The following is a 23,615-nucleotide window of genomic DNA, read 5'->3' on the forward strand; positions in this document are numbered from 1 at the left end:
GCCATCCGCCTCGTGAGGGGAATTTTTCAATTCGGCAAAGGTTTTGCGACATGTCGATGGCCAGGTGGCGACGCGACGGGATCAGGGGTCAATCTTTTTTGAAGAAGCCCCACCGCGCGGACGCCGGCGATCCGGCGTCAGGCCCCTGCGCTCAGCCGCCGCCGAGCTCGGACAGGCGCGCGCGCAGCCGCGGCGCGTGGACGCTCTCGCCGTGACGCGCGAGGAAATCGGCGATGGCCGCGCGCTCGTCGGCCGCCCGCCCGAGCCGGCGCAGGCTCTGCACCCGGCCGACCCGGGCTTCCGCGGCGAGGGGGCCGCCGGCGCCGGCGAGGTAGCGATCGAAATAGCCGAGCGCCTCCGCCGCCTTGCCCTGGTGGAGCGCGATCTGCCCGAGCGACACCAGGGCCGCCCGCGCCTCGGGGCTCGCCGGGTACTGCGCGAGCAGGGCGCGGTAGGAGGCGTTCGCCTCGGCGCTCTTCCCCTGGCCGAGCTGGGACTGCGCGCGCAGGAGCAGCGCTTGCGGGCCCGCCGCGGGCTCCTCCGCGCGCGGCCTGGGCGGCTGCTGCGCGCGATCCCGGGCGCCGGCGGCGCCGGCGGCCGCGAGCTCGCCGGCGCCGGGCGAGGGGTCGGCGGCGGGCGCGCTCGCGCCGGGCGGCGGCTCGCCGGCGGGCTCCCCGGCGCCTGACGAGGGCGCGCCGGCGCCTGGCGAGGGCTCCCCGGCGCCTGGCGAGGGCTCGCCTGCGGGCGCGCCGGCGCCTGGCGGAGGCGCTTGCGGTACCGAAAGCGTCGGGAGGCTCAGGACCGTGCGCCGCGCGCCGCTCGGATCGAGCGTCTCGCTCCCGCTCGGCGCCGGCGCCTGCGCGGGCCCGTCGAACAGCTCCGCCGCGAGCGCGGCCAGGAGCGTCGCCGCGGCGGCGACGCCCGCGAGCGACCCGGCGATCCCGCGCCGCAGCATCGGCCGAGGCGCCGCGCGCAGCCGCTCCGTGCTCTCGGGCGCGGCCTCGGCGCGGGCGCCCCTCGGGTCGAGGCGACCGGCTCGGGGCTCGACGCGGGCGCCCCCGGGCCCGAGGCGGGCGCGCGCGAGCACCTGCTGGAGCATGGCGGCGTCGCTGAGCTCGCGGCCGTCGCCGCGCGCGTCGCCGAGCCTGCCGATGGCGGCCCAGAGCGGCGCCTCGCCGCGGAGCTCGGGGTCGTCCTGCTCGGCGCGGCGGAGGAGCTCCGCGTCCTCGGGGCGGATCGGCTCGCCGCGCGCCTGCGCGGCGAGGATCGCGGGCAGGAGGTCCAGATCGATCTCGGACTTCTGCGTCCCTGTCATGATGCTCTCTTCCGGCCGACGGCGAGGTCCTGTCGCACCTGCTTGCGGAGCGCGCCGATCCCGAGGCGCAGCCGGCTCTTCACCGTATCGGCGCTGACCTCGGTCATTCCGGCGATCTCCTCGATGGAGTAATCGAGCGCGTGGTGCAGGAGGATCACATGGCGCTGCGCCTCCGGCAGCTCGTCGAGGTACGCGCGCGCCTCGCGCGGGAGGGCCTCGAACGGGGGTTGGTATGGCGCCTGGGCGATCTCCTCGTCGATCGCGCTCTCCGGGGCCACGGGCGCGCCTTCCCTGCGCTGCTGCCTGGCGTACCGGAGGATCGTCCGGACGGCGACGCGCCTGGCCCAGGCCTCGACGGCGGCGTCGCCGCGGTAGCTCGACGCGCTCTCGAGGATCGCGAGCAGGGCGAGCTGCGCGGCGTCGTCGGCGTCGGCCGCGCTGCGGAGGAACGTCCGCGCGATCCGGCGGACCCGCGAGATCACGTGCGTCATGAGCCAGGCCTGGGCCTCCGGGTCCCCCGCGCCGGCGTGGCGCATCCGTTCGAGGTCAGACGGCGAGGACACGGCGGCCGACGGGGCAGGCGGCGGGGCGGGGACGGGGCGCGTCATGGCGCTGGCCAGGAGCGGCTCGGGCAGGGGGCCGAGGCTCCTGGAGAGAGCTCGCGCGTGCTCAGCGTCCATCGCTTCGACCTGGTGCGTCGCACGGCCCGAAGCGGGTCAATTTTCCTTTCGTGTCGGGTCATGCGGCGCGGGTGGTCATTTCCTGACCATGCCCGCGGGGGCTGGCGGGGCCGGCAGGGCGAGGCCGAGCTCCAGCCCGACGCCGGCGAGGATCCGCACCGGATTGGCCGAAAGCGCGAGGGCCGGGTGTACGGTGGCGTCAGGCTCCGTCAGGAGCACGTCCACACCCAGCGTCGTCTTGAGGCGGAGCCACCCGGTGAGCGGGACCCCGAGCTCCGCGACCGGCGCGACGCTCACGAGCACGTCGGTCCGGGCCTCCGGCGGCGGCAGCTGCTGCGGAAACATCCGCGGCCACCGCCACGGGGGGGGCGGTGGCGGGCCATGACCGGGAGGCGGAGGGAACGGTGGTGGCTCCGTGAGCGCCTGCTGGGTCGTGCCTTCCTCGGGGACGCGCTCGACGATATCGACGGTGGCGCGCGCGCCGAGCTGCAGGTCGAGGCCAAGGGGGAGCCTGAGGCGGACCTGGCCGGTCGTGCTCACCGGGTGGCGCGAGAGCTCGAACGTGGACTGCTCGTCGCCGAGGGAGGTCGAGGGGATCAGCTCGTACCCCAGGCCGAGGACGGCGTAGTCCACCGGCGCCCAGGAGGCGCGGAGCGCGGCGGCGCTCTGCCAGGGCGCGGCGCTGCTGAAGCTCGCGCCGGTGTAGCCGGCGAGGAAGGCGAACGTGGGCAGCGGGCTCGCTTCGCGGCGGGCGCGCGTGGAGGGCGACGGCGGGCCCGCGGGCGGCTGCAGGTCCGGCGCGGCGCCCGCGGCCGCGGCGCCCGCGGGGGACGCGGGGGATGCGGCGAGCTCGGGGGCGGCGTCCGGCTCGGGCGGAGCCGCTGGAGCCGGCGCGACCGGGGCGATCTTGACCTCGGCCAGGCCGGCGACGTGGCCCTCGCGGAGCTCCTCGGCGACCGCGCCGGCGATGTTGGCGAGCGACTCGAGGGCGGTGGCGGTCTGCCCGGGCAAGACGGGGATGCGGCGGCCGTAGATCTGCTCGCCGTTGCGCTCGACCACATACAAGGCGAGCTCGTCGCTCGCCCCGGCGTCGATCCAGAGCACGCCTCGCGCGTCCCATGCGTCGGCGAGCGCGTTGGCCTCGGGGAGGAGCGTCTGCAGCACGGGCCTCGGCGTGCCGGTGCGGACGATCTGAAGGCGGACGCCGACGGGGCGGATATGGGCGACGACGAGGTCGATGGCGCGCTTGTCGATGCCGCCGGCGCCCGGGAAGGCGGCGAGGACGAGCACCGGCTCGCCGGCGCCGCGAGGCTCGCCCGCTGCGGCGGGCAGGGCGACGGCGGCCAGCAGGATGCCGGCGACCGCGCTCGCGGCCGTTCGGGCAGCGCGGAGGGCGAGCGCGAGCGACGCAGCCGGCACGGGCGCCGAAAATTATCACCCTTCCCCGCGGGGCACCATCCCCCGTCGGCCGTGGCCGTTCCCATCCATCGATCACCAGCGTGAACGTTCGGATGCAGGAGACTGCGGCGCGAGGCTTCGTTGGCGCCTCTGCCCCCGCCCGGGCCCGGCGGGATGCCCGCCTCCGCGCCTCAGCGCGCGCCGGTCGACCGCGGGTAGCTCCCGAGCACCTTCACCATCTCGCAGCGCGCGCGGAGCCGCTCGATCGCGTCGGCGACGCGCGGATCGCTCCGGTGGCCCTCCAGATCGACAAGAAAGACGTAGTCCCAGTGCTTCTGCCGGCTGGGCCTCGACTCGATCCGGGTCAGGTTGATGCCCGCGTCGTCGAAGATGGCGAGGACCCGGCGGAGCGCGCCGGGCTCCTCCTGCACGGAGAAGACGATCGAGGTCTTGTCCGCGCCCGTGGCGGGCGCGTCGCCCGGGGCGATGACGATGAAGCGGGTCGCGTTCTCGGCGCGGTCGTGGATGCGCTCGCGCAGGAGCGGCAGCCCGTAGAGCTCGCCCGCCCCGCGGCTGCCGATCGCCGCCGCGGCGGGGTCGCCGAGAGCCTCGTGCGCCGCCGCGGCCGCGGAGACGGTCTGGACGATCTGCGCGCCGGGGAGGTGCTTCGCGAGCCAGAGGCGGCACTGCGAGAGCGCGTGCGGGTGCCCGTGGACCCGCGCGACGCCGCTCAGCCCCTCGGCCTTGCTGAACAGGCAATAGGCGACGTCGAGCACGAGCTCCTGCCGGATCTGGAGGTCGCTCTCGATCAGGGCGTCCGCCGTCAGGGTCACCGAGCCGTCGGTCGAGCTCTCGACGGGGACGACGCCGCAGGCCGCCTCGCCCGCGCGCACGGCGTCGAAGACGCCCTCGATGGTGCCCGTCTCCCGGTAGCGCGCGGCCAGCCCGAACAGGTGTCGCGCCGCGATCTCCGCGAAGGCGCCCTCCGTCCCCGGAAAGGCCACCTTCATGGGCTCTTCCAGCGACAGGCAGGCGCTCATCACCTCCCGGAAGACGACCCGGATGGCGTCGCGCGGGAAGCGCCCCGCGCCCTTCGCCTGCAGGCGGGTGAGCACGCGCCGCTCCCGCTCCGGGTCGTGAAACTGCGTGGCGTTCGCGGCGCGCTTCGCGTGCGCGACCTCGACGGCCACCTCGGCCCGCTCGGCGAGGAGATCGAGGATCCGGTCGTCGATGCTGTCGATGCGCTCGCGAAGGTCGCCCAGGTTCGCCATGGTTCGTTCCACCTTGGATGGGGAAGGGCGGGCATCAAAGCGCAGGGGACGCCGCAGCGCAAGGCTCGCCTCGGCGCGGGGAATGCAGCGCGGAACGCGCGCGACGGAGGCGCACGTCGGGGGCGAAGCGGCGCCCGTGCGGGCTCGACGCGTGGCGCGGAGGGGCGAGAGAGCGCCGGTGAGGGGGGCGCCGGTGAGAGGGGAGAGGAATAAGCTAGAATCCGCTTACGACGTGGGGCATCAACATCACTTCCTGTCCAGGCTCGATCGCGTCTCGCTCCCTCATGTCGAGCTCGCGCTCACGCTCTACCGCGATCACGGCCTCGTCCAGTACCTCCTTGCCCGCGCCAAGCTCCCGGACGGCGCCGAGCGCGTCGCGATCGCGCTCGACGATCCCGAGCGCGGGCCGTTCCTCGTCGTCACGCGCGAGGGTCGCTTCGTGACCTGCCTCGGCGCCGGGATGCGCGCGGGCGACCTCCCGGTCATCACCCGCGGGCAGCTCGACGGGATCACCGCGAAGGCCGCGGATCTGCGCGCGCGCATGGCCGCGGCGAGCGCGCTCGCCGGGCCGAGGGGGCACACTGCGCAGCTCCTCGACCGCATCTTCCACGCCGGCCCGGACCTGTCGCGCGAAGAGTTCGTGGGCATCTCGGCCTTCCGGCCGCTCTTCGGCTTCGAGTTCCTGCGCGCCTTCTTCGGTTCGGTGACCGAGCTCGACGAGCTGCGCGGCGCGCTCCTCCGCATCGAGCACCCGAAGCGAACGCTCACACCCGTGCTCCGGCGGTACTGGGACCTGTTCTGGGCCGTCGGGCACCTCGCGGTCCTCGCGTTCATGGACGGTCGCGCGCTCCTCGAGTCGCTCCCGGAGGAGCTCGATCTCTCGACCTCCTGCCTCGCGTGGGGCGCCTCGCGCCAGGGGAGCGTCGCCCTCGCCCAGCGCGGCTTCTGGGGCGTCGCCAAGGTCGGGAAGGCGCAGCTCCGCGCCTGCAAGACGGCGTTCGACGAGGCCGCGTCGCCGCTCCGGCTGGTGACCAGCGTCGGGAGCCTCGTCGCGCTCGGCGTGGGTCACGCCAGGCTCCGCGCCGAGGTGCGGAAGGTGCTGTCGGCGCCGCGGGATCTCTCCGGGGCCCATTTCCACGAGTCGCTCCTGACCCTCTTCCGGACCACGGCCGACATGGCGTTCGACGAGCCCGAGTCGGCGGCCGCCGTGCAGCGGGAGCTCGGGTCGCAGATGGCCGTTGCGCTCACCCGCAGGCTCGCCGCGGGCGATCCGTTGCGCTTCGAGCGCGAGGAGGACGTGCCCGAGGCGCTCGCGATGACCCTCGCGGTGAACACCCGGCAGTCGTTCGTCGACGACGCGGAGGTGATGGCCTTGACCATGCTCTTCGTCCCGTGGGCGGTGCGCGCCGAGCCGGAGCAGCTCTATCTTCCGCGCGAGTTCATCCGCGTCGTCCATACCCGCTGGACGCCGGAGGCCACGATGCAGCTGCTCGCGCCGCTGCGCGAGCACTACCACCCGAAGAAGGCCCAGGCGCCCCGGCGGGAAGGACCGTCCCGCAAGGGCCCGTGCCCGTGCGGGAGCGGCGAGAAGTACAAGCGGTGCTGCGGGAAGAGCGCGTGAGCGGCCCCGTCGACTTCGCGCCGCGTTGTCCTACATCCGAAGGTTCACGTCGGTGACCGATGAACGAACGAGCTTGGTTGAACGCCTGTGGGTCGATCCCCCGCGACCAGGCGCAACGCCGGCCCGGACGGGCGTCACCCCTCTGGCATCTCCGCCGTTCCGTTGGCTTGCGGGGCCTCTGTCGCACCGGCCATCGCATCGGCGGTTCCCATGGAGCCGAACGAGACCGCCGAACGAAGCGCGGGCAGGAGCTCGTCCGCCTTGCGCTTGCCGAGCGCGACGGCCGCGAGCACCTGGAGCTGGTCGTAGCGGGCGACGACGAGCGACGCGAGCTGGTCGCGCAGGATCGACTCGGGGGTGCGCTTCGCCACCGTCGCCGCGGCGTTGCCGGGTCGCACCTGCTGCACGAGCGCGCCGCCCAGGGTGGCGAGCAGGTCGAGCCTGTCCGCGGGGAACGGGTGCTTCCCCTCGAGCGCGCTGGAGAACTCGGCGAAGAGCCCTGGAAGGGCGACGAAATCGCGTGCCTTGTCGAGCTTGCCGGAGCCCGCGCGCACCGCGGCGACGCGCTCGCGCGGCAGGAGCCCGAGCAGCGGGTGCGCGGCGATCTCGAGGAAGCTCAGCATCAGCTCGCGCCACGGGGCCCCTTCTGCGAGCATCTTCTCGATCTCGCCCGCGCTGAGCTTCGCGACAGGCACCCGCGCCGTGGCGAAGTCGAGCGCCATGACCAGGGAGGGCAGCTCGAAGACGTCCTTCAGCCTGGGCTCACGCAGCGCGCTGACCGCCGCGGGCAGGTGCGGCTCGACGGCGGCGAGCGCGGTCTTCACGTTCGCGCGCATGAGGAGCGGCTGGCCCGTGAAGATCGGCAGGTCCGCTGCCGGCACCTGCTCCGCGATCGGCCGGAAGTGCGCGAAGGCGCGCTCGGGCATCTCGTCGACGAACGCGTCCGCCCGCGCCGCCGCGATGAGCGAAGCCGGATCGGCGTCGCCGGGCTTGCCTTTGCGCAGGCGCCGCGCGTCCTTCTTGCCGGCCTTGCTCGCCTTGTCGGCCTTGCTTGCCTTGTCGGCCTTGCTCGCCTTGTCGGCCTTGCTCGCCTTTTTTTCCTTGTTCCCGCCCATGGGTCTCCCTTCACGTGGAGGCGACTCGCCCAGCGGATCGCATGGGACGGCTCGCCGATCGGACGCTGCCACGAAACCAGCGGCCTGTTCAATTCGTCCGGTCGGTCGGAGGGCAAGCGCCGCCGAGACCGCGCTGCCCGGCTGCGCGCGGCTGCCGCGATGCTGCCGGGCCGAAGGGGGCTGCCGCCTGCCGCGCCCCCGGAGCGAGGCGACGGGTAGAGCGTAAGTTCTGTTATATGTCTGCTGGCCGATCGGCGGGGGTGGCGTTGGTTGGATTACAGATCTGTGCCTGGAGCGGCGGGTGACCCGTCGAGGGAGCGGGAGATCTGCGTCCCATTCGGCGGTGGGACCGCTTCCGGGCGCATCGGAGCGTGTGCTCGCCGCCGCCCTGGGACCGTCGGATCGAGGATCTCGCCGCGGCGCAGAGGAGGAGGTGCGACCCGGCGTGGTGGGTGCGGTGCTGGAGGACGATGCCCATGTCCTCGCCGATCGCCTCGATGCGATCGGGGTCGAGCAGCGGGAGCGCCGTCTCGGCAAGCTGGTTCGCGAAGGCGTCGCGCAGGGCGTGTGGATCTCCTGGCTCAGCGTAACCGTGCGAAGGCTGCGAACAGGGGAGAGTTGTCGATGGCATTCCGCGCGACCCGGCGCCGGAACGCTGCTGCGCCGATTCGCATGCTGAGCTCCGAGGGCGCGGTTCCGCACCCGAGGCGCGCCGGTCACCTCGTCGACGCCATCATCACCTCTCCTGCAGCGGAAATCACTGAACGAGAGCTTCTCCTCGGCGGCGGCGTCGCGGCGGCCCGAGCGGCCGCCGGCCACGGGCTTCGCGTCGAGCGGGTCATCCCGGATTGGGCTGAGCGCCGGCAGGCGCTGCGAGACGTGGGACGGAGCATCTGGTGAGCCCTGGCGCTCGCTCGTCCGGCGCCTGTACCATCAGACCTTTCATGCTCATCGCAGCGCCACTTTCTGCGTGGAACGCTCCCTGAGCTCGCGGCGACGAATGATATCGCGCAGTGCGCCGATGGCATTCGCACGTCGCCGGTAGAGTGAAGAGAGCGGTAACCCTGCGTCTTCGGCTATCTGGGCCATCGAGACTCCGTCCAGATCGTGTGCCATGAGAACAAAGCACAGCTTCGGATCGAGCTCGTTCACCGCGTCGATGGCGCCGGCTCTGATGCTGTCGGATTCCATCGCAGAAAAGGCATCCGGCGCTGGATCGGCTACATCGATCAAATCGACGAGCTCCTCCCTGCGGCGCTCCACACGCTCATGATAGTGCGAGGCAACGTGCACGGTGATCGCGTTCAACCAGCGTTCCGGCCTGCCGCGCTTCGGATCGAACCTGGGCCAGCTCTCCCAGGCGGTGAGCCAGACCTGACCTGCCACGTCGGTACGATGGCTCCGCGGGACCCCCAGCCTCCCCAGCAAGCTCAGCACGGCACGAACGAGCGCCGGGCAAAACAGGCGCGCGTGCGCGGCGGCTCGCTCATCTTCATTCGACGGACGATCCATGGTTTCACCCTCCCCCGACTGCGATGGACAGCTGCGCTCATCCATGGCTCCCCACTCCCGGAAGGGTCGTGTTCAGGGGAGAGCGCTCCGCGTCCTCCCAATCGGACGCATTGGCAGAGCTCGCCCCTTCATCATGCTGTACTGGGAAGCTCGTCAGCGCTCCAGCGCGACGGGCGAGCTCCGACCCAGCGGCGGCGCGGACAGGGAGCGGCGACCGAAGCCGCGGCAGTGGAGGCGGTGGGAGCTTCGCCCGCGGGCTCCTGGCCGCAAGCTCGGGAGACGGCACCACGGGCGGAGGAACGTCGAGCGCACGAGAAGGCGTCGGCGTCGGAAGTGGCGGCACGGAGGTCGGCGCAGGTGGCGACAGCAGACGCGCAGAGCTCTCCCGCCTGGTGACGGGCTCGCCGACCGGGATCACCACGGTCTGCTCTGCGTTCGCTCGATGGTCGTCGTGCAGCCGCCACAGGCGCTCCCAGTACCGCGCGGGCGTGCCGGTGAAGGCTTCCAGCTGCCGCGCGAGGCCGGGTGTCATGGGGAGGTCGCTCCTGAGCAGCCGCTCCACCTCCCTCGGTTCCAACCCCGTGCTCTCGGCCAGCTTTCTCCTCCACGAGGGCGTCGTCGCGCAGAACGACTCGAGGACCCTGCCTGGCCAGGGGACGAGGCGTGAGCGGGCGTCTGTCAGCTCCGCGAGCACCGCGTCGACATGACAGTCCAGGAGGCGCCGGTATCGGTCCCGCTCCCCCGCGGCCTGCTCCTTCGCATCGGTGAGGGCTGCCTCCTCGTCATCATGCGCCTGCTCGCGCGCCTCGCGAAGCCCGCGCTCGCGTCCCAGCGCTTCGCGCGCGGTGACCGCGAAGCCGATCGCGACACACGCGATCATCGCGAGCCCGAGCGGCGAGACGAGCCACATCGCACCCAGCATCTCCTCCATGTTCCCTCCTGAACCGTGAGCATTCGTGTCCGACGCACGGCGGAGCGCGGCCTTGTGCTGCCCGACGACAGCACCGACCTCACCGCCTGCTTGGGTGTTGATGGACAGCCGACGCGTCAGCGAAGCTGTCTGAGCATCTCTTCGCGCTCCGCGGCGAGCCGACCGCGCGGGAACTCCTCCGCGTGTGCCTCGAGCAGCCGGTGCGCCTCGAGATCCGCCTCTGGGCTGCGAGCCTCGATGGCCGTCCGGGCCTGGCTGATCAGGCTCCTCTCGCGCGCGCTGATCGCCGGCTGCGCGGACGTCGTCGAGGACGAGGCGCGAGGAGCAGCCGTCACCGGCGGAGGAGGCGTCGTGCTCGCCGCGGCGCCGGCCTGTCCGGCGCGGCGCTCCACGGGGAGCGCAGCGGCCTGCGCTGCGGGTGACGCGGAGGACGTCCCCGCCTGCCCGGCGAGGCGCTCCGCGGGGAGCGGCGCGGAGCCCTGCCCCGTCAGCGCGGGCCAACCGTCATCGAGAGCCGATCGAACCCACGCCTGCAGCGTGGACGAGGAGGTCACGGCAGCGACCATGGCGCTCATGAGCACGACGCTCGCCCCCTGCGCCAGGAGCCTCCAAGTCCAGCGGAGCAGGGAGCCAATCCATGCCCGGCGTGGAGTGAGCCCGAACGGAACGACGCAGGGGGTCTCGTCCCATCCGCGCGAGCGTTGCTTCGCCCTCCGGCGTTGCGCCGCCTCCTCCAGCTGCTCGCGGGCTCGACGGTGCAGCGTCTTCACGGCGTCAGGGTGAAGCCCGAGCTCCACGGCGATCTGGGTCAGCGGGATCTCCTCGAGATCGTGCTTGATCAAGATGTCCCGGTACTTCGGCTCGACACCGTCGATGAGCTCCCACAACACGGCTTCCCGCTCGCGCCACCTGAGCAGCTCTTCCGGCGTGGGGTGCTCGTCGTGAAGCTCGGGGTCGTGAGACGGCGTCAGCACCTCTCGCCGGCGGCGCGCGCTTCGAACATGGTCGCGCGCCTGGTTGGCCGCGATCGCGACGCGGTACGGCGCCGGGTCCCCGCCTGCCTCGATCCGTCCCTCCGCGTCGAGCCCGCGCAGCAGCGCGTCCTGCGCGACGTCCTCGGCATCGCGCGCCGGGACCCCGAAGCGCCTCGCCAGGCGCCGGAAGAGCTCGAAGCTGCTGAAGGTCCCCGCTGGCTTGCCCATGCCGGTAGCACGTCCGAGCGGCCTTCCCGGGGTCAGAAAAGTGAACGGTCCGGGTCATTTTGGTAGGACAACGTCCCCCAACACGCCACCTGCGCGCGCGCACAGCGCTCGGCGCCCAGGAGAGAGAGCGACATTGCTGGTTCGGTATGAAAATTCTCATGGCAAATGCAGGTGGGTGGCGATTTCACCCCCCCATTGACGCCGAGCAGTTGACGCAACTACCGTCGTGACATGCGTTGCGCTCCACAGTTCCTCTCGATTCTCCTTGCGGTCGGGGCATCGACATGCCTTACGAGCGCAGCGCGCGCCCAGGGCGGCTCATTAACGACGAGGTCGGGAGGCCACTCGACGGTGAAGGACCATGTTCGCCGTGGCCAGAGGGCGCGCGCGGCGGGGCAATGGACCGAGGCACACGCCGCCTACAAGGCGGCATTCGACGCCGCGGACCCAGCGTCGAGCACGGAGCGTGAGCGCGCGGAGATCGCCGGGGAGCTCGGCCTCTGTGAGCTTGCATTGGGCAAATACCGCGACGCGGCCGAACACCTCGCCTGGAGCCTCGAGCAGCGCGAGGCGCTGCCGGCCGCGCTGCAGAAGCGATTCGAGGAAGGGCAGCGCAAGGCAACACCGCACGTCGCGAAGCTCCGTGTCTCCGTCGAACCGCCGGACGCCCAGGTGATCATCGACACCAAACCCATCGGCCGCATCGCGCGCGTCTATACGCTGTTCGTCGAGCCCGGCCTGCATACGGTGCGGGCCCAAGCACCGGGCCGCGAAGATGCGTTCCAGACCTTGCGCACCGTGGCGAAGGCGGAGCACGAGATCTCGCTCCATTGTCCGCGCGCGTCGGTGAGCAGCGTCAACGAGGACGCGCCGGGTTCACCGAGCGAAACGCCGCGCGCCCCGCGCTCTCCGGCGGCTGCGCAGACCCGGCGTCCCAGCCCATGGGCTTCCTGGCCGGGGACGGCGCGGATAGGCGGCATCGTGGTGACGACGGCGACGGCGGCGGCCGGCGCGGTCTTTCTCCTGCGCGCTCACGTCGTCCATGGCGATCTGCGCGAGCGAGACATCACGCGTCGCGCGCAGGGGTGGACGTCCCATACGTGCCGGGAAGCCAGCGCACCGGCGACGTGCGCCGGCATTCGTGACCAGGTGAACGAGCGGGATCTGTTCGCGACCCTCGGCAAGGTGTCGCTGGCGACGAGCGCCGTGTTCGGCGTGGCGACGGCGGCCTCGTTCTTCACGGAGGTTGCCTTTTTCGGTGGTGCGCCCAGAGCCGCCGGCGTCCGCCTCGTGCCGGTGACGACGAACGAACGGGCGGGTGTGCTCCTCGAGGGAGCCTGGTGAGGGGAAGGCAGGGTCATGCGTTCTAGATCGATGGGTCGCCGTCGAGATGTCCTCCGTTCGCTGGCGTCTGTCGCGTTCGGTTTGGCAGGCGCCGCCGGGAACACGGGGTGCTACTCCGACAGCTGTGCGGACAGCTACTGGTGCGAGGTTCCGCCGCCGGAGCCGTCTCCTTGTGATGGGGATCCGAAGACGGCGATGGCGCTCGACATGTGCGGTGTGTTCGTCAGCGAGGAGGGCGACGACAACAGCCCCGGCACGAAGGACGCGCCGGTGAGGACGTTGCAACACGCGATCGGCCTCGCCGCGCACGTTCGACGCAACGGCCAAGCGCCGACCCGGCGCGTGTACGCGTGCGGCGGGTCGTTCGAGGAGGCCATCTCGCTCCCCCAGGGTGTCGACCTCTGGGGCGGCCGTCTGTGTGCCGGCGGCGACTGGTCCTATGGAGGGCCGCTCGACGAGCAGAACGCGCTGACCGTCATCGCGCCGCCCGTGGGGATCCCGGTGCGGGTCATCGGAGGAGACGATGCGGTCATCGCGGAGGAGGAGGCGACGTCGGTGATCTTCGGCGTGCGTGTCGAGGCGGCCGACGCCTCCGCGAGGGATGGCAAGTCGTCGATCGCGATGCTCCTGGAGCAGGGGGCCAGGGCGATCGTGCAGTCGAGCGTGATCCTCGCAGGCGACGGCAAGGACGGAGAGCCGGGCGAGGACGCGCCGAGCTTCCGCGCGAAGGCCGGCGTAGTTGGGAACAACGGCGCGGACGCCTGCACCGCGGACGCCGCGCGGGGCGCCCTTCCGGTCGCGACCGTGTGCGACGACGGGATCGAGTCGACGGGTGGCGAGGGGGGTCGTGGAAGCCTCGAGACGGGTAGCGACGGGACGTCAGGACTACCGGAACCGGTCGGGACTCCGGAAAACCGCGGCCTAGGTGGTAGTGGCGCGTCCAGCATGGCGTGCAAGGAAGGCGAGCCGGGGGCGAAGGGCGCCGATGCGGAGCGCGCTGCCGGAGCCGTGGATCCTGGTCTCCTGGGCGTCGACGGATGGATCGGCGTCCGCGGCGAGAACGGGAAGCCAGGCGGCGTCGGTCAGGGCGGCGGCGGGGGTGGCGGCGGCAAGGGGCGCGACCCCGCCAGGGACGCGTGTCAGACAGGTCGGCCGCCGGGCGGTGCGGCCGGCGGATCGGGCGGCAGCGGCGGGTGCGGGGGCAAGGGGGGCAAGGGGGGCGACTACGGCGGCGCGAGCATCGGAATCGTGGCCTTGCAGGGGAGCTTCCTCACGGTCAACGCCAGCACGGTCCTCGGGGCCAAGGGCGGCAACGGCGGGGTCGGCGGAACGGGCCAGTGGGGAGGCTTTGGCTGGGACGGCGGCAATGGTGGACGTGGTTCTGATGTGGCCGTCTGGGCGCGCGGGTGCCACGGCGGCCTTGGCGGCGAAGGCGGTCGCGGGGGCGACGCCGGCGGCGGTCTCGGGGGCCACTCGTTCGGCATCGGTTCCGTGGGCGCCTCCGTGACCATCTTGCAGGATGCGACGGTCTCGCCCGGACAAGCCGGCACCGGGGGGCTCGGCGGCAATGCACCCGCGGAAAGCGAGCTAGGCCAGGGGAAAGACGGGATTGCGCTGTTCTGGTACCGGTTCGATGCGCCAGATCCGGAACCGCCTCAGTGAATTGCCCTGTGCTGGCGGCACACGTCAGGAGACGCACATGAGGAAGAGCACCGCAGCAACTTTGATACTTCTGCTGTCCCCGTGGGCGACCGGCTGCGGAACTGCGCCCGACGTGAACGACCCAGGCGTGACGCCTTGTGAAGGCACCTCGTGCGAGGACGAGCCGCCTCCGGAGTCGGTCTGCGTCGAGCACGTCGCCGCCGATATCCTCGACGACGGCTGCGGCGTGTTCCTCGCCGGAAACGTCGGTGGCGGCGACGACAGGAACCCCGGCACGAAGGCGAAGCCGGTGTACACCGTCGCCCGCGCCATCGAGCTCGCGCGCGCTGGACGAGGGCGCGTGTTCCTCTGCAACGAGGGATTCATCGTGGAGGAGATCAGGGTCCCCTCCGGCGTGGATCTCCGCGGGGGCTTCAACTGCTGGAGATGGGAGCGCGACCCCCTGCGCCCGTGGACCCTGTTTAATCACGATCGGGTCTTCGGCCCCATGGTGATCGTCGACCCCGCGGGCCCCGAGGACACGGGGGCCGCTGACGGGGTGTCGACGCTCGCCGATCTCCACATCCCCTCGGCGGGCGAGGTCGGCGTGCTCGTTCAGTCGAGCACGGCAGTGGAGATCCTGCGGAGCGAGATCTCCGCCCGCGGAGGATACAGAGGCGGTGCTGGCGAGCAGTGGCCGACCAGGCAACCGGACGGACCGGATGGCATGTTCGGTGGGGACGCGTGCTTGGCGGCCGTCGTCGCCGGCGGGCCCGCGACCGTAAACCAGTGCGAGCGCGGGCTCACGAGCGTTGGCGGCAAGGGAGGGGACGGGCTGCCCGACAGCGCCGAGGATGGAGCCGACGGGGAGCCCGCCTACGCTTCGCCCTCGCGCGGCGGTCTCGGGGAGCGGGACAACCGCAGTTGCTCCGATGGATTCACTGGAGGCTCGGGGGCTCCGGGGACGCAGGGCGCGCCCGGCAAGGGCATCGGGCGCCTCACCGAGACAGGATGGGAGGGCGACACGGGGGGCGAGGGGACCTGGGGCACGCCGGGCCAGGGCGGCGGCGGTGGCGGCGGTCGCTGGGGCGGGCTCGCCCGGTGCGGCGCGGCCTCAAAGGGTGGCCCAGGAGGAGGCTCGGGAGGGGCCGGCGGTTGCGGAGGCCGAGGAGGCCGCGGGGGAGGGAACGGACATCCGTCCATCGGCGTCCTCGCGCTTCACGCCCGGGTGACCGTGCGCGACACCAAGATCACGGCGGACTATGGCGGCAACGGCGGCGACGGCGGGGAACCCCAGGACGGCGGCAGAGGCGGCAGAGGCGCACCGGGTGGAACGCTGGGGGATGAACTCGGCGCCTGCTTCGGCGGCCGGGGCGGCCAAGGAGGGCCCGGCGGCTTCGGCGGCCCGGGGCGCGGCGGCGACTCGATCGGCGTCGCCTACCTCGACGAGGACCAGCTCACGCTCGAGGGCGTCACCATCGAGATCGGACAGCCGGGCGTGGGCGGCACCAGCTGGGACCACGATGGCAGCACGACGGTGGGAGAGAGCGGCGAGGCCCACGAGACGCTTCGGTTTCCCGAATAGCCGAAGTCACGTCATGGGAGATCGGCGCGGAGATCGGCGACCGAGTCCACGGGCCAACTCGCCAGGAAGCTGGAGGCCCAAGCGAGCATGGAGGCTGGCGGCTCGCCTTCACCGTCCCACGAAGCGACCAGCGCTTCGAGCTCACGTTTGGCCGCCATGGCGCGGAGAGTCTTCGGCGATTCGTCGTGCGGGCGCATGCGCGCAAGCTCCTCCAGCATCTTGTCCTTGTGCAGGAAACCGTCTGTAGACGCTGACCAATAAACCCCTGGCGATTTTCGATATGGCTCTGGTATCTCTGAAGCAACCCTGACAACGCGAGAATCATTCCAATGTGGCAGTGTGCGCGGAGCACGGTAAGCACCGTAATGAACGGCGCCTCGGCGCTGGGCAGCGCCGGCGCGGCGAGCGCCCTCCGGTTCGGGCAGGTGATCGCGCTCGCGGATTGCTCGGCCGCGAAGCCCGCCCGGGCGCCGGCCACCCTCGGCGTGGCGGCCTGACGTCCCGATCCGAACCTCGCCTCCGCGGGGGCGCGTTCGTGCTGAAAGAGCAGGGATCCGTCGCGCTGGAGCTCCGGATCCTGGCGTGATGCCTCACTCGCCCTGTCTCTGTGGAGGAGACACCTGGTCCTCGCGGGGCGACACATCGCTCGATACGACGGGCTCGCGAGGGGGCCGGAAGAAGCGTCCCTCCCCGCCCATGCGCATAGGCGACCCGCGGAAGCGAGCGCCGCCCCGACCCGGCACGTGCGTTGCTGAAGGCTGAAGAGCTGAAGAGCTGAAGAGCTGAAGAGCGACGCGTTGCTGAAGAGGCCCGCTGAACGCCCTCCGAAGACCGGGGGCGCGAGCGCGCACCAGAGCAGCAAACGATGCGTGTCCCCTTCGCGCGCCACCACGGCGGGCGAAGCGAAAAGGAGGGTAGCGATATGGCAATTGAACCGATGACTCAAAAGCATGTTCGTCGACGGCGCTGGCTGTGTCCCTTGCTGGCCTTGCTGACGGCGCCGCTGGCCGCCTGCGCGGCCGACGCCGGCGGGGCGGGCGACTTCGAGGAGACGGCCCAGGCCGCATCGCCGATCGTCGACCCGACGCCGGCGGGGCCCGGCGATCTGCTCGCGATGGTGAAGGTGTCGACCTCGCAGGGGAGCTGCTCGGGCATGGTCATCGCCGCGGACACGGTCCTCACCGCCGCGCATTGCTTCTGCGAGGAGGGCTACGTCGGCGACAACGCCTGCTCCACGGACGCGACGGTGACCTTTCGCCCCGACCCGGCGACGCCGGGCGCGCGCCCGCGCGTGCTGAGCGGCGTGGCCAAGATCCAGCCGGACTACAACCCATCCTGGACCGAGAGGCAGATCGAGCACGACGTCGCGGTCATCAAGCTGAATGGCGTCGCGCCGGCGCACGTGAAGCCCTTCGTCGTGGCCAGCGATTACCCCGCCGAGGGATCGCGGGTCACGATCGCTGGCTTCGGGCGCACGGGCGCCGATTGCAGCACCCCCTTCGGCACGCTGAACTTCGACGCCGCCGAGGTCGGCGGGTACGAGGACGGCCACGACATCCTGCGCTTCAACGACCAGGTCCTTTGCAGTGGCGATTCGGGCGGGGCCGTCTTGAACGTCGAGGCGAGCCGGCTCTACGCCGTCCACTCGATGCTCACGTGGACGGTGACCCACGGCTGGGTCAGCAAGGGGGTCACGACGGGCTCCGAGTTCGACTGGATCAAATCGCACATGTGCCCGTCGTCACGCTCGAACCAGTGCAACGGCCACGGCGACACGTGCGACTGCTCGGCCAGCACCAGCTTGCTGTGGCGGCACGCCAATGGCCAGGTCGCCATCTGGTTCATGGACGGCGGCGACATCGTCGGCGAGGCCTACCCCGGCGGCCAGGACCCGAGCCTCTCCTGGACGATCCAGGGCTCCGGAGACTTCGACGGCGACGGCCAGAGCGACGTGCTCTGGCGACACACCACGGGTCAGGTCGCCATCTGGTTCATGGATGACGGAGCCGTCGTCGGTCAGGCCTACCCCGGCGGCCAGGACCCGAGCCTCTTCTGGAAGGTGGCTGGCGTCGGCGACTTCGACGGCGACGGGCGCTCGGACGTCCTGTGGCGCGACGCCAACGGCCAGCTCGCCATCTGGTTCAAGGGCGACGCCGCTCAGGCCGCCTATCCCGGCTACAACAACCAGCCCGCGCCGGTCGACAACGCGTGGAAGGTGGCTGGCGTCGGCGACTTCGACGGTGATGCGCGCTCGGACATCCTGTGGCGAAACACGAACGGCCAGGTCGGCCTCTGGTTCATGTCGGGCGGGACGCGGGTGGGCGAGGCCTACCCCGGCGGCCAGGACCCGAGCCTCTTCTGGAAGGTGCAGGCCATCGGCGACTTCGACGGCAACCTGCGCTCGGACATCCTGTGGCGGGACGAAAATGGCCAGCTCGCCATCTGGTTCGGCGGCGAGCAGGGCTTCGACTCACCCTCGTACAACAACGCGCACGGGCCCGGCGACCTCGCATGGCAGGTGCAGGGCGTCGGCGACTTCGATCACGATCGCCGCGACGACATCGTCTGGCGGCACACGAACGGCCAGGTCGGCATCTGGCTGATGCACGGCGCGCACTTCGTCGGCGACCTGTACCCGCGCCAGGTCGACAGCGGCTGGGCGATCAAGGGCATGCTCCACGACGCCGGGCGGTGAGCTGTCGAGGAGGGGTCCCCGGTCGCCCGGGGCCCCTGCCCCTCTTCTTACAGGTGGGCGCCGCTGACGAGATCGTCGATCTCGCCGGGCGCAAACCCGACGAGATCCGGCTCGGCCGAGAGCGCCACGCCGAACCGGTCGAGCACCGCCCGCCGCACGCGCCGCGCGAGGCCGAGCAGCTCCTCCGCCGTGGCGCCGCCGCGGTTGACCAGCGCGAGCGTGTGGCGCGTCGAGATGCCCGCGGCGCCGTGGCGCGTCCCCTTCGCGAAGCCGGCGCGCTCGATCAGCCAGGCAGCGGACAGCTTCACCCGGCCGCCGTCCGCCGGGTACCGCGGGATCGCCTCGCCGGGCGCGAGCACGCCCGCCGCCTCGATGCGCGCGAGGACGGCCGCGGCGGCGCCGGGAGCGAGCGTCGGGTTCATGAAGAACGACCCCGCGCTCCGGCCGTTCTCGTCCGCCGGATCGAGCACCATCGACTTGCCGCGGCGGAGCGCGATCACCGCGCTGCGCACCTCGCCGAGCGGCGGCGCGGCGCCCCCCGCAGGCGCGGCGAGCGCCCGCTGGAGCTCGGGGTAGCGCACCGTCGCGGCGCCCCCCGGGCGCAGCGCGAACGTGACGGCCGTGATGACGTACCGCCCGCGCCACGCGCGCTTGAAGCGGCTGTCACGGTAGCCGAAGCCGCACTCGGGACCGGCGATGACCACGGCCGCCCCCGTCGCGCGCTCGATCGCCCGGACCTCGGCGATCGTCTCCGCGACCTCCTGGCCGTACGCGCCCACGTTCTGGATCGGCGTCGCGCCGACGTCGCCCGGGATGCCCGACAGGCACTCGACGCCCGCCAAGCCCTCGGCGACCGAGCGCGCCACGAGGTCGTCCCACGCCTCGCCCGCCCCCGCGCGCACGAGGGCGCGCCCGGCTTCTCCGCCGCCGTCCTCCCCGCGCCCGCGCAGCAGCTCGATCCCGCGGACGCGCACGCGCAGCACCAGCGCGTCGACGCCCCGGTCCGCGATCAGCAGGTTCGAGCCGCCGCCCAGCACGAAGAGCGGCACGCCGCGGGCCTCGGCGAAGCGGAACGCCTCGACCACCGCGGCCTCCTCGGCGGCCTCGGCGAAATAGCGCGCCGGCCCGCCCACGCCGAGCGTCGTGAGCGGGGCCAGCGGGACCGACTCGCGGACGTCGAGGCTCACGGCTTCTTCTCCGGCGCCTGCGGCTTCTTCTCCGGCGCCTGCGGCCGCTTCTCCGGCGCCTGCGGCCGCGCCCCGCCGCCGACAGCGCCCGGCCCCTGCGCGCCGCCAGAGGGCCGCGCCGGCGCCGCCGGCCGCGCCACCCGGATGCCCGCCATGAAGCCGCTGTCGACCGCCTGCACCCGCTCGACGAACGCCTTGTACTCGTCGATCGACACCGTCCCCGTCGGCAAGCTCAGCGCGAAGTCCTCCTCGATCGCCGCGCCGTAGCTGCCCTTGCGCGACGCCGCGAGGCCCGCGTGCTCGACGCGCACGCCCTCGGGCGCGCGCGCGACCGCGTAGCCCTCGGGCAGCTCGATCCTGCGGCGCACGTGGTACTGGAGCGCGGTCTCGATCGCGAGCGCGCTCTTGCGGGCCCCCCGCGAGGCGTACGAGGCGCCGAGCGTGCTCGTGTACGCCCGCGGGAACACGAGGTGCACCGGCTCGAGCCCCGGCAGCGTCCACGCCGCGGCGTCCTTGCCCACCGGCTGCGCGAAGCCGTGGATCGTCACGGCGGCGCGGAGCGCGACCTCCCACGAGCCCTCCGTCGACGAGACGACCACGTCCTCGACGTCGGCCCACGGGAGCCAGCCGAGCACGACGCCCCGGAGCATCTCGCGCCGCGCCGTGCCCACCACGGTCTCGAACGCCTCCGAGAGCGCCTGCGCCGCCCGCCCGTGCAGGAGAATCGTGAATGTTCCCGTCGCGTTACCCTGCGCGTCGACCGCCAGCCGGAGGTCGACCTCGTCGCCGGTCTCGCCGCTCGTCCCGGCCACGGTGACGAGCTCGCCGCCCGGCAGCATGGCGGCGCGGCCGCGCAGCTCGGGGCTGATGCGGCCGGGGGGCAGCGGCGGGCCCTCGACGTCGGCGTCGATCCACACGTCGCCGCTCGAGAGGCGGGCGATCACGAGCGGGTGGCGGAAGCGCCCCGCGTGCGGCGGGAAGTCCGCCGACGAGCTGAACGGCTCGGTCTCGGCGATCGCGAGATCGGCGCGCACGCCGAGCTCGCGCAGCGCGCGGTAGACGACCCACGACCGGCTGCCCTGGCCGAGCTCGATCATCGCGCGCGCCGTCGTGCGCTGCGGGCCGCCGCCGAGGAGCGCCGCCATGTCCGAGAGCTCGACGCCGCCGGCGACCTTGACCGCCTTGCCCGCGGCCGCGACGACGCGCTCGAGCAGCGCGGGCGACGGCGTCCGGTCGGCGCCCGCGGCCTCCCGCGCCCAGCGGGTCATGTACGGATCGCGGTCATCGAGCGCGCGGACGTTCTCGTCGAGCGCCGCGGCCACGTGGTCCCAGGTCTGCGTCCCCAGGCTGACGCCGACGCCCATCTCCATGCGAGGCACGCCGTCCTCCATGCGCCGCGGCGGCTGGTCCTTGATGCGCCAGACGCTGACCGTGGAGGCGCCCTCGGCGCGCTGCTCCGCGGCGCCGAGCAGCGGGTGCGACCAGAGCGCGAGCGGGAGCGACGTCGGGCGGCGGACCTCGATCGCCGCCTCGCGGACGCTCGTGCGCTCGGGGAGCAGGTCCCACGTGTCGATGACGAGCTGGCCGCCGTCGCCCGGCAGCGCGTAGCCCTCGGTGACCTGCTCGACGTAGTCGCCCTGCTCGAGCTGGGAGAGGTCGCTCTGGTCCTGCGCGGCGTTCGACGCGGCGTCGGGCGCGAGGATGCGGCCGTCGCGCTTGTGGATGCGGCGGCGCAGGAGGCGCGTCATGGCGCGGCCCTCGATGAGCGGGCCGTAAATGGCCGCGCCCTGGGCCACGTCCGTGGTGCCGGAGACGCGGCGGAGGTCGTACGTGACGAAGTGGACGAGCCCGTCGGGCGAGATCGTGAACCGCTCGACGTGGCGGAGCACCGCGGTCGCGGCGCCGGGGAGGAACGCCTTCTGCTGGTCCTCCAGCACGAGCTTGCGGCCCTCGGCCTCGAGCGCCGGCGCCGGGTCCGGCGCGAGGCCGAGGGCGCGGGTGATGGGGCCGATCCCGGCGGGGGTGTCGCGCGCCGTCGTGCGGTCGCGGGCGAGGCGGCCCCGCACGGCGCGGGCGTCGCCGCGGCCGGCGGCGAGGCCGAGCGCCTCGAGCATCGCGCGCTGCCCCGGCGGCATGGCGTCGTACACGGCGAGCGCGCCGCGCAGGTCGCCGCGGGCGACGCGCTCGCGGAGCTCGACGTCGCGCAGGGCGTCCGGCGCGCGGCGGAGCCGGCGCAGCCGCTTGATCTCGGCGAGGACCGCGGCGCGGTCGCTCGCGTCGAGGAGCGCGCCGAGGCACGCGGCGCTCGAGCGATCGAGCCCGCCCTCGCAGGCGGCCTTCACCGCGTCGACGCCGGCGCGGCCGTGGATGCGGTCGTCGACGACGGCGAGCAGCGTCGAGCCGGGCGCCGCCGCGGCGAGCTTCGCGTAGGCGGCCTCGGCGACGTCGGTGACGTTCGCGCGGCGGGCGGCCACGGCGAGCTCCGCGAGGACCATGCGATCGGCGTCGGCGACGGCGGGCGCGTTCAAGCCGGCCGGCCCGGGGGGCGCGACACGGACGCCGAGCTCGCGGAGGGCGTCCATGGTGCCCTCGCCCCGGCCGCCGCGGCGCTCGGCGAGCTGCGCCTTGTAGAGGCGCGCTTCCCAGGACGCGGGCCACGCGGCGAGCACGCGATCGACGGCGGCGCGGGTGCGCTCGACGACCTCGGCCTCGGGAAGATCGCCCACGCGGCGGATGGCCCTCGCGTAGAGCAGGTCGAGGCGCGGCGAGCGCGGCACGGCGGTGGCCGGAGGCGGCGCGGAGGCGGCCGGGGGCGGCGCGGCGGCCGGCGAGCGCGCGTCGCTCTGGCGGAGGCCGCCGTCGCCGTCCGGATCGAGGAGGTGCTCGGCCGCGCGCGCGTCGCCGAGCGCGAGCAGGGCCGCGGCAGCGACCTCGATGCTCCCCGCGCCGGGGCGCTGGCCGGCGGCGCCGCGCGACGCCGGGGCCGGCGCCAGGCTAACGGCGGCGGGCCGGGACGCGGACGCTGTCGCGGCGGCGCCGGGGCGCGGCGCGCGGGCGCGGAGCGGCAGGCCGTTCTCGCCCCACGCGGTGAGCTCGATGGCGTCGCCGTCGCCCTTCTGCGCCACGCGCACGACGACGCGCAGCGTCCCCGGCTGGGCCTCGACCGTCGCGAAGCGCGTGACCTGCGCGCCGCCCGCCGCGTAGTCGCGGCGGAGGGCGGGAACGCCGCCCACCTCGAGCACGGCGGCGGACGCCGAGGCGAGCGCGAGGCTCACCCGCTGGGCGATCGGGTTGTGGAGGTCGACGACCACGGCGCGCGTCCCCTGGAGGGCGCTCACCGCGTCGATGTCGATGGCGCACGCGTCGGCGCGGACGACGATGGGCGAGGCGCTCTGCGCGAACGGCGCGAGCCCCGGGTAGGCCCTGGCGAGCGGCGCGCCCGGCGCGGAGCTCACGGGGGACGGCCGGGCGAGGCCGTGGAGGGGCGCCGCGTCGAGCGGGCCGACGAGGGCCGCCTCGCCCGCGCAGCCGCGGCGCGCGCTCCAGGTCGCCGCCGCGGCCTCGTCGCCGACGAACAGGGCGATGCGGTGGAGGGCGCTCGCGAGCGCGCCGCGCACGAACGGCATCTCCGGCGCGCCGCGGCCGGCGACGTCCGCGAACGCCCAGGCGCGCTGGAGCCGGCGGGCGACCTCGGGGAGCGCCTCGCGCGAGCGGAAGGCGATGGCCGCGGCGTCGGGGTCGGGGCCGCCCGCGGTGCCGGCGCCGAAGACGAGCGCGTCGAGCGACGCGATCACGGTGGCGAGGGCGCCGTCGTCGCCCGGCGCGTCGACGGCGCGGTCGAGGGCGTCGAGGTACGGCGCGGCCGCGGCGGAGCTCGTGATCTCGGCCTCCAGCGCGGCGGAGAACGCGACGGGGAGCGGCGCGTCGGCGGGGAGCGGCGATGCTGCGCCCCGAGGGGCGCACGCGGCGGGCGCGGCGGCGGCGAGCGCGAGGGGGAGCGCCAGGGCGGCGCGGCGAGCGACGAGGAGGGCGCGGCGAGCGACGAGGGGGCGCTCGGCCAGGCGAGGGCTCCCGGGGCGCTGGCCGCCGCGCCAGGGGCTGCGGGGGTGGGTGGTCAC

At 73.4% G+C, this 23,615-nt stretch carries 19 protein-coding genes; 8 read left to right on the forward strand and 11 right to left on the reverse strand.

Features of this window, described 5'->3' with window-relative positions:
* Window positions 1-151 precede the first annotated feature (151 nt).
* The 4 genes from ACSRUE_RS09455 to pheA form a co-directional block, all read right to left on the reverse strand.
* Entirely contained in the window at window positions 152-1,315 is a 1,164-nt protein-coding gene (locus ACSRUE_RS09455) for a tetratricopeptide repeat protein (RefSeq protein WP_441290704.1), read from the reverse strand.
* A complete protein-coding gene (locus ACSRUE_RS09460; protein WP_012240442.1) occupies window positions 1,312-1,995 on the reverse strand; it encodes an RNA polymerase sigma factor in 684 nt (227 codons plus the stop codon). The genes ACSRUE_RS09455 and ACSRUE_RS09460 overlap by 4 nt, the downstream gene beginning before the upstream one ends.
* 75 nt (window positions 1,996-2,070) lie before the next feature.
* Window positions 2,071-3,414, reverse strand: a complete 1,344-nt coding sequence (locus tag ACSRUE_RS09465; protein ID WP_441290705.1) for a hypothetical protein — start codon at window positions 3,412-3,414, stop codon at window positions 2,071-2,073.
* A gap of 170 nt (window positions 3,415-3,584) precedes the next feature.
* Window positions 3,585-4,664 (reverse strand): prephenate dehydratase, encoded by a 1,080-nt coding sequence (gene pheA / locus ACSRUE_RS09470; protein WP_441290706.1) that lies wholly within the window; start codon window positions 4,662-4,664, stop codon window positions 3,585-3,587.
* A 232-nt stretch (window positions 4,665-4,896) separates the two neighbouring features.
* On the opposite strand from pheA, the gene ACSRUE_RS09475 reads away from it, so the two are divergent.
* Window positions 4,897-6,285 carry a YecA family protein gene (locus ACSRUE_RS09475; protein WP_441290707.1) on the forward strand — a complete coding sequence of 463 codons (1,389 nt, stop codon included), beginning with the start codon at window positions 4,897-4,899 and terminating at the stop codon, window positions 6,283-6,285.
* Between the two features lie 134 nt (window positions 6,286-6,419).
* On the opposite strand, the gene ACSRUE_RS09480 is transcribed toward ACSRUE_RS09475, so the two are convergent.
* Window positions 6,420-7,400: a hypothetical protein gene (locus ACSRUE_RS09480; RefSeq protein WP_441290708.1), complete on the reverse strand. Its 981-nt coding sequence runs from the start codon at window positions 7,398-7,400 to the stop codon at window positions 6,420-6,422.
* Window positions 7,401-7,833: 433 nt separating this feature from the next.
* On the opposite strand from ACSRUE_RS09480, the gene ACSRUE_RS09485 reads away from it, so the two are divergent.
* Window positions 7,834-8,079 (forward strand): hypothetical protein, encoded by a 246-nt coding sequence (locus tag ACSRUE_RS09485; RefSeq protein ID WP_441290709.1) that lies wholly within the window; start codon window positions 7,834-7,836, stop codon window positions 8,077-8,079.
* Window positions 8,073-8,300 (forward strand): hypothetical protein, encoded by a 228-nt coding sequence (locus ACSRUE_RS09490; protein WP_441290710.1) that lies wholly within the window; start codon window positions 8,073-8,075, stop codon window positions 8,298-8,300. Before ACSRUE_RS09485 ends, ACSRUE_RS09490 begins: the two co-directional genes overlap by 7 nt.
* A gap of 48 nt (window positions 8,301-8,348) precedes the next feature.
* Here the strand turns inward: ACSRUE_RS09490 and ACSRUE_RS09495 are convergent, their stop codons facing one another.
* The 3 genes from ACSRUE_RS09495 to ACSRUE_RS09505 all read right to left on the reverse strand — a co-directional run bounded on the left by ACSRUE_RS09495 (window position 8,349) and on the right by ACSRUE_RS09505 (window position 11,045).
* On the reverse strand, window positions 8,349-8,912 hold the full coding sequence (locus ACSRUE_RS09495) for a sigma-70 family RNA polymerase sigma factor (RefSeq protein WP_441290711.1): 564 nt from the start codon (window positions 8,910-8,912) through the stop codon (window positions 8,349-8,351).
* A 37-nt stretch (window positions 8,913-8,949) separates the two neighbouring features.
* Entirely contained in the window at window positions 8,950-9,843 is an 894-nt protein-coding gene (locus ACSRUE_RS09500) for a helix-turn-helix transcriptional regulator (protein ID WP_441290712.1), read from the reverse strand.
* Window positions 9,844-9,959: 116 nt separating this feature from the next.
* Window positions 9,960-11,045 carry an RNA polymerase sigma factor gene (locus ACSRUE_RS09505; RefSeq protein WP_441290713.1) on the reverse strand — a complete coding sequence of 362 codons (1,086 nt, stop codon included), beginning with the start codon at window positions 11,043-11,045 and terminating at the stop codon, window positions 9,960-9,962.
* A gap of 231 nt (window positions 11,046-11,276) precedes the next feature.
* Here ACSRUE_RS09505 and ACSRUE_RS09510 point away from each other — a divergent pair, with 231 nt between their 5' ends.
* Genes ACSRUE_RS09510 through ACSRUE_RS09520 form a run of 3 tightly spaced genes read left to right on the forward strand, consistent with a single transcriptional unit; the run spans window position 11,277 to window position 15,615 of the window.
* Window positions 11,277-12,389, forward strand: a complete 1,113-nt coding sequence (locus ACSRUE_RS09510) for a hypothetical protein (RefSeq protein WP_441290714.1) — start codon at window positions 11,277-11,279, stop codon at window positions 12,387-12,389.
* A 15-nt stretch (window positions 12,390-12,404) separates the two neighbouring features.
* Window positions 12,405-14,051 (forward strand): hypothetical protein, encoded by a 1,647-nt coding sequence (locus tag ACSRUE_RS09515; RefSeq protein ID WP_441290715.1) that lies wholly within the window; start codon window positions 12,405-12,407, stop codon window positions 14,049-14,051.
* Between the two features lie 37 nt (window positions 14,052-14,088).
* Window positions 14,089-15,615, forward strand: coding sequence for a hypothetical protein (locus tag ACSRUE_RS09520; RefSeq protein WP_441290716.1), 1,527 nt, complete (start codon window positions 14,089-14,091; stop codon window positions 15,613-15,615).
* 11 nt (window positions 15,616-15,626) lie between these two features.
* Here ACSRUE_RS09520 and ACSRUE_RS09525 read toward each other — a convergent pair whose 3' ends face one another.
* Window positions 15,627-15,833, reverse strand: coding sequence for a hypothetical protein (locus tag ACSRUE_RS09525; protein ID WP_441290717.1), 207 nt, complete (start codon window positions 15,831-15,833; stop codon window positions 15,627-15,629).
* 147 nt (window positions 15,834-15,980) lie between these two features.
* Between ACSRUE_RS09525 and ACSRUE_RS09530 the strand changes: the two genes are divergently transcribed.
* On the forward strand, window positions 15,981-16,112 hold the full coding sequence (locus tag ACSRUE_RS09530) for a hypothetical protein (RefSeq protein ID WP_441290718.1): 132 nt from the start codon (window positions 15,981-15,983) through the stop codon (window positions 16,110-16,112).
* A 482-nt stretch (window positions 16,113-16,594) separates the two neighbouring features.
* Entirely contained in the window at window positions 16,595-18,310 is a 1,716-nt protein-coding gene (locus tag ACSRUE_RS09535) for a trypsin-like serine protease (RefSeq protein ID WP_441290719.1), read from the forward strand.
* Between the two features lie 47 nt (window positions 18,311-18,357).
* Here ACSRUE_RS09535 and ACSRUE_RS09540 read toward each other — a convergent pair whose 3' ends face one another.
* Window positions 18,358-19,497, reverse strand: coding sequence for a UDP-N-acetylmuramate dehydrogenase (locus tag ACSRUE_RS09540; RefSeq protein WP_441290720.1), 1,140 nt, complete (start codon window positions 19,495-19,497; stop codon window positions 18,358-18,360).
* Window positions 19,494-23,615, reverse strand: a complete 4,122-nt coding sequence (locus ACSRUE_RS09545) for a hypothetical protein (protein WP_441290721.1) — start codon at window positions 23,613-23,615, stop codon at window positions 19,494-19,496. Before ACSRUE_RS09545 ends, ACSRUE_RS09540 begins: the two co-directional genes overlap by 4 nt.

The organism is Sorangium sp. KYC3313, assembly GCF_052075895.1.
Taxonomy (GTDB): Bacteria; Myxococcota_A; Polyangia; order Polyangiales; family Polyangiaceae; genus Sorangium; species Sorangium cellulosum_B.

Coding starts and splice junctions, on each gene's coding strand:
- ACSRUE_RS09455 (WP_441290704.1), bottom strand. CDS start 1,315: ATGACAGGGACGCAGAAGTCCGAGATCGATCTGGACCTCCTGCCCGCG.
- ACSRUE_RS09460 (WP_012240442.1), bottom strand. CDS start 1,995: ATGGACGCTGAGCACGCGCGAGCTCTCTCCAGGAGCCTCGGCCCCCTG.
- pheA (WP_441290706.1), bottom strand. CDS start 4,664: ATGGCGAACCTGGGCGACCTTCGCGAGCGCATCGACAGCATCGACGAC.
- ACSRUE_RS09480 (WP_441290708.1), bottom strand. CDS start 7,400: ATGGGCGGGAACAAGGAAAAAAAGGCGAGCAAGGCCGACAAGGCGAGC.
- ACSRUE_RS09490 (WP_441290710.1), top strand. CDS start 8,073: ATGCTGAGCTCCGAGGGCGCGGTTCCGCACCCGAGGCGCGCCGGTCAC.
- ACSRUE_RS09495 (WP_441290711.1), bottom strand. CDS start 8,912: ATGGATCGTCCGTCGAATGAAGATGAGCGAGCCGCCGCGCACGCGCGC.
- ACSRUE_RS09500 (WP_441290712.1), bottom strand. CDS start 9,843: ATGGAGGAGATGCTGGGTGCGATGTGGCTCGTCTCGCCGCTCGGGCTC.
- ACSRUE_RS09505 (WP_441290713.1), bottom strand. CDS start 11,045: ATGGGCAAGCCAGCGGGGACCTTCAGCAGCTTCGAGCTCTTCCGGCGC.
- ACSRUE_RS09510 (WP_441290714.1), top strand. CDS start 11,277: ATGCGTTGCGCTCCACAGTTCCTCTCGATTCTCCTTGCGGTCGGGGCA.
- ACSRUE_RS09515 (WP_441290715.1), top strand. CDS start 12,405: ATGCGTTCTAGATCGATGGGTCGCCGTCGAGATGTCCTCCGTTCGCTG.
- ACSRUE_RS09520 (WP_441290716.1), top strand. CDS start 14,089: ATGAGGAAGAGCACCGCAGCAACTTTGATACTTCTGCTGTCCCCGTGG.
- ACSRUE_RS09525 (WP_441290717.1), bottom strand. CDS start 15,833: ATGCTGGAGGAGCTTGCGCGCATGCGCCCGCACGACGAATCGCCGAAG.
- ACSRUE_RS09530 (WP_441290718.1), top strand. CDS start 15,981: ATGAACGGCGCCTCGGCGCTGGGCAGCGCCGGCGCGGCGAGCGCCCTC.